The sequence below is a fragment of the Bacillus sp. Marseille-Q3570 genome (genome assembly GCF_946151055.1).
GTDB lineage: Bacteria > Bacillota > Bacilli > Bacillales > Fictibacillaceae > Pseudalkalibacillus.
This window is the reverse complement of record NZ_CAMGYZ010000007.1, coordinates 115,665-131,578: the sequence shown is the minus strand read 5'-3', so window position 1 is coordinate 131,578 and position 15,914 is coordinate 115,665. Positions and strand designations below refer to the sequence as shown.

The 15,914-nt window shown below is 40.8% G+C and carries 20 protein-coding genes; 4 read left to right on the top strand and 16 right to left on the bottom strand.

The genetic code is table 11. The features are described from left to right. Positions 1-6 precede the first annotated feature (6 nt). Both N8M93_RS12750 and N8M93_RS12745 read right to left on the bottom strand, forming a co-directional pair. Positions 7-714, bottom strand: coding sequence for an HAD family hydrolase (locus N8M93_RS12750; protein WP_261132396.1), 708 nt, complete (start codon positions 712-714; stop codon positions 7-9). Between the two features lie 159 nt (positions 715-873). Then, on the bottom strand, positions 874-1,251 hold the full coding sequence (locus N8M93_RS12745) for a hypothetical protein (protein ID WP_261132394.1): 378 nt from the start codon (positions 1,249-1,251) through the stop codon (positions 874-876). Positions 1,252-1,867: 616 nt separating this feature from the next. Between N8M93_RS12745 and N8M93_RS12740 the strand changes: the two genes are divergently transcribed. Continuing rightward, entirely contained in the window at positions 1,868-2,104 is a 237-nt protein-coding gene (locus N8M93_RS12740; RefSeq protein WP_261132393.1) for an IDEAL domain-containing protein, read from the top strand. 53 nt (positions 2,105-2,157) lie between these two features. Here N8M93_RS12740 and N8M93_RS12735 read toward each other — a convergent pair whose 3' ends face one another. Together N8M93_RS12735 and N8M93_RS12730 are read right to left on the bottom strand one after the other, a co-directional pair. Beyond that, positions 2,158-2,520: a hypothetical protein gene (locus N8M93_RS12735; protein ID WP_261132391.1), complete on the bottom strand. Its 363-nt coding sequence runs from the start codon at positions 2,518-2,520 to the stop codon at positions 2,158-2,160. A 277-nt stretch (positions 2,521-2,797) separates the two neighbouring features. Continuing rightward, positions 2,798-3,187, bottom strand: coding sequence for a transporter (locus N8M93_RS12730; protein WP_396125561.1), 390 nt, complete (start codon positions 3,185-3,187; stop codon positions 2,798-2,800). Between the two features lie 188 nt (positions 3,188-3,375). On the opposite strand from N8M93_RS12730, the gene N8M93_RS12725 reads away from it, so the two are divergent. Continuing rightward, positions 3,376-3,591, top strand: coding sequence for a hypothetical protein (locus tag N8M93_RS12725; protein WP_261132387.1), 216 nt, complete (start codon positions 3,376-3,378; stop codon positions 3,589-3,591). A 726-nt stretch (positions 3,592-4,317) separates the two neighbouring features. Here N8M93_RS12725 and N8M93_RS12720 read toward each other — a convergent pair. The 6 genes from N8M93_RS12720 to N8M93_RS12695 form a co-directional block, all read right to left on the bottom strand. After that, the gene (locus tag N8M93_RS12720; RefSeq protein ID WP_261132386.1) at positions 4,318-4,452 is read right to left on the bottom strand and encodes a hypothetical protein; all 135 of its coding nucleotides are present in this window, start codon (positions 4,450-4,452) and stop codon (positions 4,318-4,320) included. A gap of 4 nt (positions 4,453-4,456) precedes the next feature. After that, positions 4,457-4,678 carry a hypothetical protein gene (locus N8M93_RS12715; RefSeq protein WP_261132383.1) on the bottom strand — a complete coding sequence of 74 codons (222 nt, stop codon included), beginning with the start codon at positions 4,676-4,678 and terminating at the stop codon, positions 4,457-4,459. A gap of 259 nt (positions 4,679-4,937) precedes the next feature. Further along, positions 4,938-5,210: a hypothetical protein gene (locus N8M93_RS12710; RefSeq protein ID WP_221563624.1), complete on the bottom strand. Its 273-nt coding sequence runs from the start codon at positions 5,208-5,210 to the stop codon at positions 4,938-4,940. A 107-nt stretch (positions 5,211-5,317) separates the two neighbouring features. Next, entirely contained in the window at positions 5,318-5,836 is a 519-nt protein-coding gene (locus N8M93_RS12705; RefSeq protein WP_261132380.1) for a hypothetical protein, read from the bottom strand. Positions 5,837-5,921: 85 nt separating this feature from the next. Then, positions 5,922-6,956 (bottom strand): glycoside hydrolase family 15 protein, encoded by a 1,035-nt coding sequence (locus N8M93_RS12700; protein WP_261132379.1) that lies wholly within the window; start codon positions 6,954-6,956, stop codon positions 5,922-5,924. Positions 6,957-7,378: 422 nt separating this feature from the next. Further along, positions 7,379-9,715, bottom strand: coding sequence for a bifunctional diguanylate cyclase/phosphodiesterase (locus N8M93_RS12695; RefSeq protein WP_261132376.1), 2,337 nt, complete (start codon positions 9,713-9,715; stop codon positions 7,379-7,381). Positions 9,716-9,879: 164 nt separating this feature from the next. Here N8M93_RS12695 and N8M93_RS12690 point away from each other — a divergent pair, with 164 nt between their 5' ends. Both N8M93_RS12690 and N8M93_RS12685 read left to right on the top strand, forming a co-directional pair. Further along, entirely contained in the window at positions 9,880-10,788 is a 909-nt protein-coding gene (locus N8M93_RS12690; RefSeq protein ID WP_261132374.1) for a DMT family transporter, read from the top strand. Further along, positions 10,788-11,384, top strand: a complete 597-nt coding sequence (locus tag N8M93_RS12685) for a CPBP family intramembrane glutamic endopeptidase (RefSeq protein WP_261132372.1) — start codon at positions 10,788-10,790, stop codon at positions 11,382-11,384. The genes N8M93_RS12690 and N8M93_RS12685 overlap by 1 nt, the downstream gene beginning before the upstream one ends. Positions 11,385-11,857: 473 nt before the next feature. Here N8M93_RS12685 and N8M93_RS12680 read toward each other — a convergent pair whose 3' ends face one another. From N8M93_RS12680 to N8M93_RS12655, 6 genes are all read right to left on the bottom strand, one after another. Continuing rightward, positions 11,858-12,073 carry a DUF2188 domain-containing protein gene (locus N8M93_RS12680; RefSeq protein WP_221563614.1) on the bottom strand — a complete coding sequence of 72 codons (216 nt, stop codon included), beginning with the start codon at positions 12,071-12,073 and terminating at the stop codon, positions 11,858-11,860. Positions 12,074-12,235: 162 nt separating this feature from the next. Further along, a complete protein-coding gene (locus N8M93_RS12675; protein WP_261132369.1) occupies positions 12,236-12,598 on the bottom strand; it encodes a hypothetical protein in 363 nt (120 codons plus the stop codon). A 61-nt stretch (positions 12,599-12,659) separates the two neighbouring features. After that, a complete protein-coding gene (locus tag N8M93_RS12670) occupies positions 12,660-12,818 on the bottom strand; it encodes a hypothetical protein (RefSeq protein WP_261132367.1) in 159 nt (52 codons plus the stop codon). A 34-nt stretch (positions 12,819-12,852) separates the two neighbouring features. After that, the gene (copZ, locus tag N8M93_RS12665) at positions 12,853-13,056 is read right to left on the bottom strand and encodes a copper chaperone CopZ (protein ID WP_261132365.1); all 204 of its coding nucleotides are present in this window, start codon (positions 13,054-13,056) and stop codon (positions 12,853-12,855) included. A 26-nt stretch (positions 13,057-13,082) separates the two neighbouring features. Next, positions 13,083-15,476, bottom strand: coding sequence for a heavy metal translocating P-type ATPase (locus tag N8M93_RS12660; protein WP_261132693.1), 2,394 nt, complete (start codon positions 15,474-15,476; stop codon positions 13,083-13,085). Between the two features lie 48 nt (positions 15,477-15,524). Next, positions 15,525-15,824: a metal-sensing transcriptional repressor gene (locus tag N8M93_RS12655; RefSeq protein WP_261132363.1), complete on the bottom strand. Its 300-nt coding sequence runs from the start codon at positions 15,822-15,824 to the stop codon at positions 15,525-15,527. Between the last annotated feature and the right edge of the window lie 90 nt (positions 15,825-15,914).

Here is a 15,914-nt window from a genome sequence, read left to right as displayed (position 1 = left end):
AACGCATTACCTATTTTCATCATTATCCTCCTTGTTGAGAGACGTTATGATATCAGGGATCTCCGTCAATGAATGTATTGTAAAATCTGCTTCAGACGGCTTTTCGTAATGACTGTTGTACACCCAAATGGTCCCCATCCCAGATTTTTTTGCCGCTTTTATATCATTTGTAGGATGATCTCCCACAAAAATCGTTTCACTTGCTCGAACACCCAGCATGGATAATCCTCGTTGGAAGATCTCAGGTGAAGGTTTTTTCAGTCCCTCTTGTTCCGATATTAAGATACAATGGAAAACATCAGCCAAAGAAAGAGCATCAATTGTATTTTGTTGGAATTCCGTTTCCCCATTGGTTATCAATCCAAGCTGACATGGAGACTGGTTCAGATAGTGGATCAAACGATCAAAACCCTTGATTGGTAAACAATGATTGTGGAAATGAAAATAATAATCTTCTAATAAAAGATCACTCGCCTGTTTATCCAGTCCATATTTTTCAACAAGACTTTTATAAACATTTTTCTTATGGTTATAGCCATTTCGATCTAATGTTATAAAATCGTTCAAATACTGTTGAGACTCTATGTCATTCAAGATGGCGCAATTTCTTTCATATTGCGCTCTGATACATTGATGCAACGAGTCTGAACGATTCAAGAGCGTTCCATCCAAGTCGAACAATATTCCTCTAATCATCCAGATCAATCCTTTCATGTATATCCATCTTAAGTATACATGAAAGAACTGCTTTTTTAGATGTTTTCCCATTGTTTAAGCTCTTTTAGAGGACTTTGAAAAGTGATAACCAAAAAAAGTGCCCGAACCTCTCTGTCCAGCTTAATCAATACCGTAAAGAGAGTCAGACACTATTGGTTATTGGAGGAGCTCGGGGTCCGTAGGATTATGGCTAGGTTTCACTTCCCTGAGCTTTTCGAGTATACCCATTTCTTCAATATCTTTCTTTGTCTGCTCTGTCCCTAAATCGTAAATGGTCAGATAGATTTCATTAAGAAGGCGATCATAGATCATATTGTCACGGTCACCTGAATCAATGACATTCGAAAACCAGTGAGAGTGAATATACCCTGTACGATCAGCTCGGTCATCCTCGTCAAATAAATCCTTTAAAAAAGCGGCTTCATCTTCCGTTGCGTTAATTTCGAAATCATAGCTGGACTCACCTTTGCTACTCCGGATTTCAGCATTTTGAATACCAGCCTGTACAGTGACATAATATGGTTTTCGTTCCATGAAATCTACCCCCGGTCCTATTAATTGACCTTATTTTTTAACTACTTGTACTTAATTATTCTTACTGAATGAAGAAACTTGGGTAAAGCCAAGCCTTTAGCGTAGTTCCTCGAAATTTTCCTTCGTGCGGTGTATTCCTCCCGAAACCGCCAGCTAGTGCACTGATAATAAAGAAAGTATTTTTTTGGCAGGTCTAGGACTTTTAAAAGAAATTCACGACAATCATACGGAAAAAGGTATAAACAAGAGGCCATGATTTATGTTAACGGACATCAGAGCCGTTATTTGTGAACAAAACCGCTGATTTCCTATGATATTTGCGAAATAAGGTCCCTGGTGTCCGTTAAGTTTGTAAATTTCCGTCATATTGGACAAATAAGATCTCCTGTGTCCGTTAACGGGTTCGCAATGTTAAGGAAGTAAGTGGTTGCCGGAAGTGATGCTAGCTCAACGACCAGTCACTTCGATCCCTTCAAACTTCTTGCGCGGCGAAATCAAAAATAAAAATAAACAAATCATTCAAGTAAAAAAATAAATTAATGTAATATTCTGAAAACTAATTGACATCATGGTGCATATCTTAGATAATAACTAAAAGGGTTTGGGAGGAATCCTCATGAATAAGCATACCTCATCTTTTCAAGCTAAGATGAAAGAACAGGCACAATTGAGACAGAGAAAAGCTGAACAGTATTTTGTATCCCTTGCCGCCCAACTTCTGCTTGATGAGTCGTTTTTTGAACACCAGAGACAAATGCTCAGAGAGAAAATTGATGATGCACTAGAACGCAATGACCAGGAATCGTTTTATTGTCTGGCAGAGCAATTCAAACAACAGTATAGCAATAATTGATCATTCTAATGACACTTAAAGGGGCCGACGACCAGTCAGCCCCTTTTGCTGTTTTATTCTTCTTCCACAGCAATCAGTGTAGCAACCATTTCAGTGTGGCCTTTTTTGTTAGCAATAGGGCAATAGATCTGATATTCCCCAGGTTCAAACGTTTCTTTAATGGAACCTTTTCCTTTGATTTTTATCGATTCCATTCCTTTTATAGCAAACACATGCTTCCCTTCCACACTTTTGAAATTGATCGTGATGGGTTGATCTGCAAATACTTTATAGATGTCTTTATTGAACTTCCAATTTTCAGCCTTAACTTCTATGACCGTGACAGGAGAGTCAGTAGGGATTTGATCAGCATCAGCTGTCCCGCAACCCGATAAAATATTTATGATGACAATGAAAACGATAAGTTTTTGTACCATGCTGCGAAGCCCTCCATGATTGTTTGCCGTTGGTTCTCGATTATATGTATCTTTTTCCAGATGAAAGAGTTTCATGTATTGAAAAACATGCCAGACAAATGAACAAAACTTTGCAAATCAAACTTTTAGCGCAGCCTGAGGTATCTATACTTTCTTAAAATGAAAAAAATGACCAAATAGGCTGCATCCTTTACACGTCTGGAACTTTTCAACGCAGGGTCACATCATTCAAGCTCCGAATAAAGCAATGCTCGGCTATCTGGTCAGTACATTTCCCTCAATAACAGACAAATGAAGCGATTTGTCGACGGTCAATACCGAAATAGACCCATCTACGTCCTGTCCACCGGTATCCAGCTACAGAGTTTCTTCCTACAAATGTAAGCCATGCCCAGAATGAATATCCACCGGTTAGCCAGATATAAACATACTTGCGCATACATGGCCTTAGTGCGCCTGGATCTACCGCAAAAGTTCCAGCCCCAGGTCCAGCTTGAAAACTTGATGGTGATTGATTTGGGATGAATTTCGGTGGAGGCCCTGGCGGTGGACCACCTCCATCCGGAAACGGCGGACCAGATGGCGGACCTTGCTGTTGTGAACCGAATCCACCTAGAATATTTTGAATCATTGAGGAAAGTGGGTTTTGCCGATTATTCAAAGACATACTCCCCCTTCTATATGGGTTTCAGACTATCATATGTCTTTAATTTCTTTAGAGTGCTAGGCGTCTGTCTATCTTCCAAATGTTAACTTCATACCCGAAAAATATCCAATTTTTACGAATATATATATAAAGTTCCACACAAACAAATGCAACAAGCTTAAAAGGAAAAATGAATTAGGAGGTGCACTGTGTCTAAATACATTATCAACCACAAGACGAAAGTGGTCCATCACTCTTCATATGTATGCGATGCATGTCGAATTCCTAATTATGAAAGCGATGTTCGTGAAGACTGTACAGATGAAGAACAGATCCTTAGTTTGGTTGAAAAAACCTACCATCAATGTCCATACTGCTTTGAACTATCTCCATCCGTGATTACACCCAAGAGGAACGCCATGTGAAAATGAAGAAAACTTGGCAAAGCCTAGCCTTTGCACAGGCTGAGCCATTGTTGCACTTATACTGAAGAAAGTATTTACAAATTCAAATTATGTAAGCAGATTAACATACGCAGTCAAACTACTTACAAATAGCTATGATACTTACTTGGTAAAGCTCTTTAATAAATTATAAAGAATGATCATATCATTACTCTTTCTTTTCAACAATGGCAATAAAAAAGGCTGTTTTCGCAAATTTTGTTGCTCTTGCACTTAAAGAGGGAGTATAAAATACTTTCTTCAGTAAAAGGGCAACTAAGGCTCGACCTACAAAAGGCTTGGTCTCGCCGAGTTTTCTATAAAGTGGTTGATTTCCACTCCAGGATGCTCGCTTTCCGCAGGGCGTGTGGTGAGCCCACTCGTCGCCTTACGACATTTTTCAAGGAAGTATTTGTGCTCCTGCGTCTAAAAGAAAGTCCTGTCGAAGCGAGCTTCCTCGTCGCATGCCTTGCGAGGAGATTATTCAGGTAGTAGGGACGCTGATTCCGCAGGACAAGGAAAGCTTCGGCAGCGTTACATCGCACGAAGAACATGCGATTTTCATTTTCGAGGAGTCTCGCACCTTGCCCTCCAATCAACTTGCACAAGGTGAGTTTTTAAAAATGACTCAAAAGCAACAATCTTTTAAAAAAGAGCCTAAAAAAATGACCTCAAAAGGACTGTTCGATCCTTCCAGGTCATTCCACTTTAACTACGTTCTTTTTGGTATGCGATGAGGATGATATCTTCATCGCTTTCTTTTTTCAGTTCTCTTTCATAGTTCTGGATTTTGTCGAGCATTTCCTTAGAAACATTGGCTACAGGATAGTTTTGATTTTTCATCTTGTCATCTCCTTTTTTCCGTTTTCGTATACTGCATGATTTCTTTATCATCGATATCATCAACGGCTGTGTCAGCTTCATCAAAATCTACAATTGAATTTCCCATTGATCCATCCATGAAATAGTTGTCAGCTTCATTAGATTCGATCGTACCGAAGCCAGGATTCAAAGCACTATTAGACTCTAACTCCTGCTGCCTCTTTTCCTTCTTCATATCTTTTTCCATCTGTATCACTCCTTCTAGTTCTTACAGAAATCATGAGCATATGCCTGTCTATCATACAAAAAAGACTATTCTTATTTTACGTTTGCACGGATGTTCTATTACTATCCTTGTCCTTTTTTCCGATTTTAATACTTATTGATAAAGAAGACTTGGCAATACCAAGCCTTGGCGCAGGTAGAGTCCTGGTTGTGCTTCTATTTTTATGCTTTCTTTAAGTATTAAAAGGACTGACACTTTTGCGTCAGCCCTGGTGTTGTTATTATCCTGATTTCTTCTTCTTTTTTGATAATTTGTCTAATACCCACCCTTGCCCGACTTCGCAGTACCTGAGTGGAAGTTCTAACTGAGCCAAAATAGTGTCTTTTCCGACAAGTTTCAAATTTCCTGTTTCTTCATTGAGAACATCGATTTGAGCAGTTTCAGTCTTCGATAATGGAACAACTACATTTTCCAAACCTTTGATCTTGAATGCTTTACCATCGAACGAAACCTTGTGACAGTGGGGAGGTTGACCTAGTTTTATTTTTTCCAAACTTGCTTCCCTCCTATTTTGGATTGACTCTATTGTAACAGATTCTACACAAGAAGAAAGTATAATTTTAGATATTTTCAAAAATTCTCTCAATTGAAATATTGCTGTTAATTTCTGTATATTTCGACATGTTTTTCTATGAAATTTTCCAGTTCATCAATTTCTGTGTTTTTCAATTCTGCGCTGTAGATTTTCGCGCCGACAATGAATCGGATAATCCCTCCGGAAGGGTATTTATGATTATCTTCATGAAGACCGGTGATGATATCAACTCGGTCAACTTCTCCCCAGTCGTAAGAAAAGATTCCCGACCTAAATCCGTCCGTCCCCACAGTAATATAGATCGTCGAGTAGATCTGCGCTAAAAATAAAAGAAAATGCATGACGATATACAGGATACTCGGAAGATTCGGCAAGTCATCAAACAAGACGAATAAAGGGAAAAAGATGAGCAGCACCATTTGAAGACTGCGGAGGAAAAAGATTTGCCCGCTGTCTCCACAATTAAGCAGACGTATGTGTTGGTTCAAACGTTTGTTCACTTGATAGGTTCTGACCATATAGGCGAGCGATAGAAAAATGAATAATAGAATGATGAAAGTGAAAAGCCAGGTTAACCAAGCCATCATGCTCCCCTCCCCAATACGTTTAGTACAAGTATATCATTATAGGAGATGGTGATTGTTTTTTCGTGGAATAAAAAAACCTCCCTTAGCCAAGGGAAGTTTCTTTGGTATCGTATTTTTCATTACCTAATGCTTCTGCGTATTCGATTAACAGGATGCTCATCGCAACAGCCCAGGCAAGTGGTGTATTTTCATTCGCTTCGAAACTGCCGCCGATATAAAGTTCAGGAACTCTACCATCAGCAGGCACAATGGACTCCGTTTTCCTTACATATTCTTCGACTTTTTCCATATCTCCTAAATGTCCATAACATAACCCAAGCCAGGGAAACCCGAAGCACCATTCCGCTTCTGAACCTTCATTGAAATATTGATCCCCGGCGTAACGGATACAACCATATTTTCTTTCCAGCTGTCCAGTTACATTTGCTAAAATTTCAAGAGCTGTTTGCCTTGAAACGATTTGATAAGGATAAATCAAGGACAATAACGCAAGATCTGTTTCTTTCGTTTCGCTTTCCCTGGGCAACAAGAATTTGAGAGACTCCTCTCCCTTCTTGATCAGCTCATCTGGAACATTGACCAGCATACGAACCTGCTTCAACCCTGCCACACATGCTCCTACACTGGAAGCATGAAGCTCCTGATATTCCTCCCACATACCGTTATCCTTATCTGACCAATACTGGACACAATTTAAATAGTCGACAAGTTTCTGGATCATTTCACGGTCTTTTTCATCCCGGATCATTTTTTTCCCACGGGCTAAACCAGCACCGATTCCCCAAAGGAAGCTTCCGATCGCATCATGCTGGGCATGGCCCCACTCTACAGGAAGTTCCTTGAGATCTGTAGAATAGCGGGCGTGGATATACTCATAGCGATGCACAGGTTTCTGGAACCGGTGGATATCAATCTTCCATTCATACGTTTTGAATAGATCCAATAATGCATAATACGCTTTCTCAAATCGGCCATCATTGTTATATAGGAATGGAAGAGCTGCATAACATACATCACGGATCCATACATAGGAATAATGCTTTGATGGACTTGCCAGGTAGGCACCATTCGGAAGCCGCATCGTATCCAACACATCGTAAAGTTTCGATTTTTCCATCTTATAAATCCTTCCTCTTCTTATACCTTGTTAATTCCTTTATTCCCATAATTCATTTATTTACTCTTCGTTGTGGAAAAAGAGGATGAAAACCATCAACAGTGCTTCATTGCCTTTAATATCGTATTCATCAGCCGTCCAAATGCCAGCCCAATTGACAGGTCGTCGACAATTTCAGTTTCTGAACATAACCTGAAGAGGCTGGGACAAAACGATAACTGCCAACAGAAACCACGAACAATAAAATATAATAAACACAACATGAAAAGCGTAGTCAACATCCGTAGACTCCTGCGAGAACAGCACGGTCGAAGATCCCGGAAGAAAGCGGTCTGTGCTTTCTGAGGAGGCTGAGGCCGTGCCCGCTGAAAGCCACGGGATGTTGACGAAGCGGTGCCTTCATTTGTCCTGCCCCTCACCTTTTATACACTTTGTTTGAATGGTAGTAGATAACTGTGTTCCAGATCTTTTGTTGTCAGCGGTTGTGAAAAATAGAATCCTTGTACTTCTTCACAATGGATGGATTTCAGGAAATTCAACTGTTCGAATGTTTCAACGCCTTCAACGACAACCGATAGGTTGAAGTGATGAGATAAATCAATGATTGCTTTCAGCATCGCTGTATCATTAAAGTTTCCTGGAACCTCCATGATGAAAGGCCGTGCAATCTTCAATTGGTTCAGCGGGTAATTTTTCACATAACTTAATGATGAGTAACCGGTTCCGAAATCATCAATCGAAATCTGGATGCCCATTGCTGCAATCTCTTGCAATTGAGCTGTTAGACGTTCCTCGTTATTCATCGCAACACTTTCTGTAATCTCAATCACTAATTTCTCAGCAGGAAAAACGGCTGTCTTTAAAAGTACTGAAATTTTCGAACAGAGATTTCCTTGTGTAAATTGCTCTGGAGATAAATTCACACTTAGTCGCGGCGGAGCAATTCCTTCCTTTTCCCATTCATTGAACTGGTGGATTGCAGTTTTCATCACAAGGTCATCAATCTGAACGATCAAATCAAACTCCTCAGCCAGCGGGATGAATTCTCCTGGAGATATCATTCCGAGTTTCGGATGTTCCCAGCGTACAAGTGCCTCGATGCCTGAGAGACCCCCTGTGTGAATATCAAATTGCGGCTGATAATATACCAGGAATTCATTACGTTTGATTGCATTATGGAGGTCTGTCAAAAGCTTCATTTTCCCAACAAGTTCTTGATCCATTTCAGGTGAATAAAAAACCACTTTTCTCCTTCTGTCTTCTTTTGCTTTATACATAGCGAGATCAGCATGTTTCATCAATTCTTCTACCGATTCACCATGTTCAGGATAGATCGAAACCCCCATACTCAACGTGATCGACAATTCTTTCCCACTAATATGAAAGGGGACTTCGATCGTCTCCATTATTGCGGTAGTCAACTCTTTGATTTCATCTTCGTAATAAAGAGTATCCATTAAAATAGCGAACTCATCACCGCCATGTCGTGCCATGAATGCTTCAGGCGGTAGACAGTTTTTGATTCTTTCAATCACGTGTAACAATAACTGATCCCCGATCGAATGCCCGAGTGTATCATTTACATGCTTCAAACGATCCAAGTCCAGAAATATCAATGAAACCATCGTACGTGATTGACTGGAGTCGAGAATTTTCCACCCGATCATTTGTTCAAGATAGCGTCTGTTCGGCAGTCGGCTGAATGTATCATGGCGAGCAATATAATCGATCTGTTTAAAAGCATCCTCCAGGTCCTTATGTGAATCCGTCAGTTCCTGTGTACGTTCACCGATTTTCTTCTCCAGATGCTGATTGAACAATTTAAGATGTTTTACAAGTGATTGATTCTGGATGATACTGATGATGTCCCGACAAATTACGAGAATGAAAGTGACAATCAAACTTCCAAACAATATATCATTCTCACGATAGACAAAAAGAAATTCATACAAAAGAATAAAGACACCGGCGTATTGGATGATCGGACGAATCAGTTCCCAGTGAGCATAGGATAAGGTGAACCGGTCCGGATATTGGTTGAGCAAACGGCTTTCTTTTCGACAAAAAGCAGATGCGATCATAAAGATACCTAAACCATCAAGCAATAAGTAGTTCTCACGCAACTGATAACCGTCCTGTAGATCAAAAATCAAAAGGATATCCGCGGCCAGACAGATCAACAATCCAACAAAAAGTCCATTCAGAAACTTTCGATTGATGGGCTTGTCGACAATCAAAAATAATGTGGCCAGGATGAATAATACATAAAGAACGCCTAAGGGATAAAAGACCATGTGCATAGGCATACCATTTCCAGCTAGTTTTTCATATGTCACAAAAGAAATGGCTCCTAATACTGTTATTGTAATGTGTAGATCAAACAACAAATAGCCCATCTGAAAATTGGATCGTACCTTGGTCAATACAAAAACCAATCCATATGAGAGAAGTAAAATATGTATGACCCAAAGTGTATCTGAAATGGGTTCCAGGTGATCATTTCCAGTGAAAACCTTTATGAGTTCAGATGCACCATAGAATACAATACTTGCACTAACACAATTGATTAGAACTTTAGTGAGTTGATTCCTACGGGCTGCTTCTCGAAACAATATCCATATGCTCGAAAGAAGAAGTATACCAAAAATAGCTATGATGATAGATGTAAAATGAGGTGTTGAGTCTCCAATAAAAAGTGAAAGAGAAAACATGACGAGCAAGATTGTTCCAACACCTATCCGAACTTGTGACAGAGTCATAAACGTATGCCCCCAACATTGACCTTATACCTTCTTTACGCTTTATATCGACAATTCTCGACTTCTCTTTAGGTGTATTTTGGTATTCATTCAAATTGTGTATTTCTATAAGAAAAAGAGAGTGATAAACTACTAGTGAGAAAAACTGGTACGGAGGTCATCCATTGAAACAAGAACCGATCATAAATCCTTATATCGCCATAGGTATTGGTGTGTTATCTGTCTCTACTTCTGCGATTCTAGTCAAGCTATCAACAGCACCTGCACCTGTGATCGCTACATATCGCTTACTATTCACAACATTACTGATGCTGCCTTTCATCCTTCTCTATTTCAAGGATGATTTCAAGAAAATACATAAAAAAGATATGCTATTCTGCTTATTCTCAGGAATCTTTCTCGCTTTCCATTTTATCTTATGGTTCGAGTCATTGAATTACACTTCCGTCGCAAGCTCTGTGGTGCTTGTGGCACTTCAGCCTATTTTCGCCTTTGTGGGCACCTACATCTTTTTCAAAGAGAAGCTTTCCTTAAAAGCATTCATCGGAGGAGCCTTAGCAATCGGCGGCAGCATCCTGATCAGCTGGGGGGATTTCAGGATCAGTGGCATGGCTCTGTTCGGGGATCTTCTTGCCTTATTAGGTGCAGCTGCTGTTACAGTCTATTATTTATTCGGGCAGACTGTACGGAAACGGCTTCATCTGATGACCTATACGTTTCTAGTATACGGTATGGCGACTGGCACTCTATTCATCTATGATTTGTCACTGGGTTACTCGCTCGCGCCATACAGTACGGAAAATTGGGTGTATTTCTTGCTCCTGGCAATATTCCCGACACTCCTTGGTCATACCATTTTCAACTGGGCTTTGAAATATGTGAGTACGAACGTTGTCTCAATGTCAATCTTAGGCGAGCCGATCGGTGCTTCGATCCTGGCGTATTTCATTTTGTCTGAATCCGTCAGAATCGAGCAAATCACAGGTGGAGCCATCATTCTTTTCGGGATTTATATATTTTTGAAGAGAAAGAAGAAACCACACCTGTTACCTGAAAAAGGCGTGAAAGAATAATGACTAGAAACACATCCGTATTCCTTAGCGTTTTGATGGCATGGATAGGCCTTGGCGCAGCCTTCCAGGCAAGCGAGTCATTTTGGGTGTTCTTTCCTCTCGTCCAGGCTGGTCTATTGATTTTCTCAATTCTAAAAGGAAAAATCAGCTGGAACGGTCTCAGTATAAAAAATGTGTTGGTTGCTGTTGGAAGCGGAGTTTTCATCTACTGCTTTTTTGCTGTAGGTAAGCTGCTGGTGACACTCTCCATCCCATCATTATTCATACAACTGGAAAATTTGTATACGATGATTTCCCCTGAAACATGGTGGCACACACTCCTCGTATTTGTAATCATCATTCCAGCCGAAGAATGGTTTTGGAGAGGATATGTCCAAAATCGATTGCACGGGACTGCAAGGTTTCGGGTAATTGTATCTGTTCTATTGTACGGAGGAGCGCATTTAGGATCTGGGAGCATCTTGCTTGTATTGGCAGCAGTGTTTGCGGGATTTGCGTGGGCAATCCTTTATGAGAAAACGAAAAACATCTGGTTGCCTTTGTTATCCCATCTTGTTTTCGATTTGCTGTTGTTTATGCTTTTCCCATTGTTGTAAGCTCAATTATATTTTCTAGTTTTTTTGCGAACCCCCTTTCTGCAGGGGCCAACACGTTAACGGACACAGGAATGCTTATTTGACTAAAATATTGGAATTTTACAGCCCTAACGGACACCAGGGCCCTTATTTCGTAAATATCATGGAAATTCAGCTGCTTTGTTCAAAAATAACGGCTCTGGTGTCCGTTAAAATTCAGAAACAGTGATTTTGTCCAAAATAACGGCTCTGGTGTCCGTTAACTAAGTACCATGTAACAAGGTCTCGCCTGACTCTATTTTCCGCGCAAATTTTGCATCAATCAAACTCAGCCAAAATTCAACATCATTAAACAAACAAGCCTTGTTATAAAAATGCATCAGGAAGGAATTCGACAAACCAAAATAAACAAAAAAAGGAGTGATCTTCAAAAGGTGTTTTCCCTTTGGATCATTCCTTTTTTCTTTTTATTCGTAACAATGATCGTGTTCCCATTATTGCTGGATGGTAAGAGGTAAGTACTTGTTGATTTCACGGATGGTGCCATCTTTACGGTAAATGACATGTTCGTACCCTTTTTGCTGCGCACGGTGTTTAGCAACTTCAATTGCGTCCTGCTGTGTAAGGTGCGTACTAGAGGATCGGTAATTCCCGTCTAAAATATTTGCCCACTTCTTCCCTCTTTTTACGGTTACAATCATTCTAGACATATTCCCACATCCTTTTCCAATTATTTTTAAGGTACTTTTATCCTACCACAGCCTAGAGCACCCTTGTATTGGGAAAGTAAGATGAATTTCATGCCGAAAAATCGTGTATTTCATCATGGATTTTCCCAAATTATTTTGGTTGTCGAGGTCTAAAGTTGCATTTTACCAGCACAAAGAGAGCTTAATATTAAAACACGCATCCGCTGCTTCAGGTTGAAAGGTGATAAGAATACGGTCCGGATTTAAATTTATGGTGAAATCAGTCACCACACCGGTTGACTTGATCAAGTTACGTACTTTTTCATTCTGGTTCAATTCTGCTGACTTTTTCAATTGCTCTGCAAATCCTTCTTTTTCAACCACAGTTTCCAAAAAACCTTGAAGTTCCTTTGCGGGAAGCAGGAAACTTTTCGCGGAATGCTTCAATTGGGTTACATTATTGGGAGGGGTTGTTATCGGCAAGCGCGGCACCCATTCCCCCCATCCTGAATAGCCACCATAATAATCCCACTCTGAATTAGACATATGACTCACCGTCCTTTAACCCAATCTATTCATTTATGGTTATCCACGTTTCTAGCCATGATCAGTATTGGTAGATGCTCAGATTGGGATTTCTACCGATATATTTTGAGTTTGCATCATTATCTCCGAACTTTGCACCGATACTTTTGTACTTTACACCGATATTTCCGTACTTTGCACCGATATATTCTGAGTTTGCATTGATAACACCCCACCACAAGAAAAAACCGCCCTGCTGGACGGTTTCCTCATCTTTATTTTACATCATATCCTTGATCTTCAACTGCTTCTTTCATTTGCGCTTCTGTAACCTTGCCTTCGTCGTAATCAACGCGTGCTTTTCCTTTATCTAGATCGACCTCAACACGTGTCACTCCATCCAACTCTTGCAATGCATTCGTCACAGCCTGTTTGCAATGGTTGCATGTCATTCCTTTTACATCAAGTGTCTTTTCCATGTTATTACCTCCTTGAATAATGGTTTTTATAGTTTCACTCTCTTCAATCGAAGGGAGTTACTTACGACTGAAACTGAGCTGAAGGCCATCGCCACCCCTGCAACCCATGGTGCCAACAGGCCGAGGGCTGCGACGGGAATTCCTGCTGAATTATAAAACAATGCCCAGAATAAGTTTTGACGGATATTCCTCATCGTCTTCTTACTTAGGACGATCGCTTTTGTTAGAAGGATCAAATCCCCTCCGACAAGGGTGATATCTGCCGTTTCGATGGCGACATCGGTACCTGTTCCAATCGCCACTCCAATATCAGCCAGTGCCAGTGCAGGCGCATCGTTGATTCCATCGCCTACCATCATCACCTTCTTGCCTTGCGATTGCAATTCACGTACTTTCTCCGACTTATCTTCCGGGAGTACCTCAGCAAAGACTCCTTCAATTCCGATTTGATCTGCAATTGCTTTGGCAGTGCGTTCATTATCACCGGTTATCATATAGACGTCTATACCCATGCTTTTCAATTGTCCGATCGCTGTTTCAGAGGTTTCTTTGATTGTATCAGCGACAGCAACAAGAGCCACCAGTTCATTGTTGATCCCGATCAGCATGACTGTCTTCCCCTCATGCTCCAACTGTTTGATTCTGTTTTCATACTCAGAGGTCGGGATGAGGTTTTGTTCCATCAACTTCCGTGTTCCAACCAACACCTTCCTGTTTGAAAGGTCAGCTATGATTCCATGTCCAGGCACAGCCTCAAAGTTATCTGCTTCAAGCATATAAACCTCTTGTTCTTCACCATAAGCGACAATCGCGCCTGCAAGAGGATGCTCCGAGCCTTTTTCAGCTGAAACAAGCAGGCTTAATAAATCATCGTCCTCTTTCAATGGTATCCAGTCTGTCACTTCCGGCTTTCCTTTTGTAATCGTACCTGTCTTGTCAAACAAAACCGTATCGATCCGATGAGTCCCTTCTAAAAACTCTCCGCCTTTAAAAAGAATCCCCTGTTCAGCCCCTTTACCTGTTCCAACCATGATGGAAGTCGGGGTTGCGAGACCAAGAGCACAAGGACACGCAATGACGAGTACCGCAATTGCTGCCTCCAGAGCTGTTGTCAATTCTCCTGGTGCTGCGAATACAAACCAGATGAAAAATACGATAACACTGATCACAACGACGATCGGCACGAATATCCCAGAAATGACATCAGCCATCCGTTGAATCGGAGCTTTGGAGCCCTGCGCTTCCTCAACGATTTTGATGATGCCGGCAAGTGCTGTATCTTTTCCGACTTTCGTAGCTTTTATCGTCAAATTGCCATTTTTATTGATGGTTGATCCGATCACTTTATCTCCACTATTTTTTTCAACAGGAATCGATTCACCTGTAATCATCGATTCATCAATGGAAGAACGTCCTTTCACGATTTCACCATCAACAGGAATCTTCTCTCCAGGCTTTACAAGTAAATGATCATCTACCCGTACTTGATCGACCGCAACTTTCCTTTCGATTCCGTTTTCAATGATCGTAGCGTCTTTCGCCTGCAGATTCAGCAATGATTTGATCGCAAGAGTCGTACGTCCTTTCGCAAGGAATTCGAAATACTTCCCTACTAAAATCAATGTGATCAAAATCGCACTTGTTTCAAAATACAATTGGGGTTCATATCCTGGCCAATAAGCCGATCGCAAAGCTTCGAGCAAGCTATAAAAGTATGCTGCTGACGTACCTAATGCCACAAGCACATCCATATTCGCGCTTTTGTTTTTGAGTGCCCGGTAAGCTCCAACATAAAACGGACCACCGATATAAAACTGGACAGGAGTTGCTAATGCAAACTGGAGCCAGGGGTTCATCAAGATATGGGGGACAGGAATACCTGTATTGAATGGTAGATGCCCCGCCATCGTATACAATAATGGTGCTGAAAGAAGAATCGAAAGCAATAACATCCGTTGCTTTTTCTTCAGTTCCTTATCTTTTTTCTCCTCTTTCGCGTGTCTGTCTTGTTTGACTTCGGCACTGTATCCCAGCTTTTCGATTTTTTCAACGATATCTTGTTGAGACACAAGACCAGGTTGGATTTCCACTTTTCCTGTCTCCGTCGTCAAATTGACATGGATGCTTGTGACCCCATCCATTTTACCGACCACTTTCTCGATGCGGTTTGAACACGCAGCGCAAGTCATACCATGGATGTCTAATTCAAGACCCTCTGTCGGAACATCATAACCAAGCTTTTGGATACGCTCAATGATATCCTTCGTCTCCACAGCATCCTGATCGTATTTTACTGTAGCTTCTTCAGTGGTCATGTTGACGGAAGCCTCTACACCGTCCATCTTATTCAGAACTTTTTCGATACGGCTTGAACACGCGGCACATGTCATACCCGTGATAGGTATCTTTTCTTCCTTCATAGGTTTTTGTCTTTCAAGTGCTTCACTCATGTCTACACCTTCTTTTTATCAAGACTTTGAAAACTGTCTTACGACTTTCATCAATTCCTCCATATATTCATCGCCATTACCAGATTCGATAGAATGCTTGACACACGTATTCGCATGCCTTTCCATCAACGAAAAGCCAACCTGCTTCAAAGCCGAATTGATTGCGGAAATCTGTACGAGTATATCCATACAATAGCGATCATCTTCCACCATTTTGTGCAAACCACGTACCTGGCCTTCAATCCGCTTCAGCCGATTTAAAATCCGGTTCCGTTCATCTTCTGTTCTTGGAATGATCGGGGAATCATGTTCTGTCATAATGCCACCTCTTTCATCAGACTCTTATTACATTTGTGGATTTGTAATTTATCAATAACAAACCCTTTGTTTTTCCTTTACATTTACTAT

Excerpts from the sequence above, each read along its gene's own strand:
- N8M93_RS12750 (WP_261132396.1), bottom strand. The coding sequence starts at position 714 with ATGAAAGGATTGATCTGGATGATTAGAGGAATATTGTTCGACTTGGAT.
- N8M93_RS12745 (WP_261132394.1), bottom strand. The coding sequence starts at position 1,251 with ATGGAACGAAAACCATATTATGTCACTGTACAGGCTGGTATTCAAAAT.
- N8M93_RS12740 (WP_261132393.1), top strand. The coding sequence starts at position 1,868 with ATGAATAAGCATACCTCATCTTTTCAAGCTAAGATGAAAGAACAGGCA.
- N8M93_RS12735 (WP_261132391.1), bottom strand. The coding sequence starts at position 2,520 with ATGGTACAAAAACTTATCGTTTTCATTGTCATCATAAATATTTTATCG.
- N8M93_RS12730 (WP_396125561.1), bottom strand. The coding sequence starts at position 3,187 with ATGTCTTTGAATAATCGGCAAAACCCACTTTCCTCAATGATTCAAAAT.
- N8M93_RS12720 (WP_261132386.1), bottom strand. The coding sequence starts at position 4,452 with ATGAAAAATCAAAACTATCCTGTAGCCAATGTTTCTAAGGAAATGCTC.
- N8M93_RS12715 (WP_261132383.1), bottom strand. The coding sequence starts at position 4,678 with ATGGAAAAAGATATGAAGAAGGAAAAGAGGCAGCAGGAGTTAGAGTCT.
- N8M93_RS12705 (WP_261132380.1), bottom strand. The coding sequence starts at position 5,836 with ATGGCTTGGTTAACCTGGCTTTTCACTTTCATCATTCTATTATTCATT.
- N8M93_RS12700 (WP_261132379.1), bottom strand. The coding sequence starts at position 6,956 with ATGGAAAAATCGAAACTTTACGATGTGTTGGATACGATGCGGCTTCCG.
- N8M93_RS12695 (WP_261132376.1), bottom strand. The coding sequence starts at position 9,715 with ATGACTCTGTCACAAGTTCGGATAGGTGTTGGAACAATCTTGCTCGTC.
- N8M93_RS12685 (WP_261132372.1), top strand. The coding sequence starts at position 10,788 with ATGACTAGAAACACATCCGTATTCCTTAGCGTTTTGATGGCATGGATA.
- N8M93_RS12680 (WP_221563614.1), bottom strand. The coding sequence starts at position 12,073 with ATGTCTAGAATGATTGTAACCGTAAAAAGAGGGAAGAAGTGGGCAAAT.
- N8M93_RS12675 (WP_261132369.1), bottom strand. The coding sequence starts at position 12,598 with ATGTCTAATTCAGAGTGGGATTATTATGGTGGCTATTCAGGATGGGGG.
- copZ (WP_261132365.1), bottom strand. The coding sequence starts at position 13,056 with ATGGAAAAGACACTTGATGTAAAAGGAATGACATGCAACCATTGCAAA.
- N8M93_RS12660 (WP_261132693.1), bottom strand. The coding sequence starts at position 15,476 with ATGAAGGAAGAAAAGATACCTATCACGGGTATGACATGTGCCGCGTGT.
- N8M93_RS12655 (WP_261132363.1), bottom strand. The coding sequence starts at position 15,824 with ATGACAGAACATGATTCCCCGATCATTCCAAGAACAGAAGATGAACGG.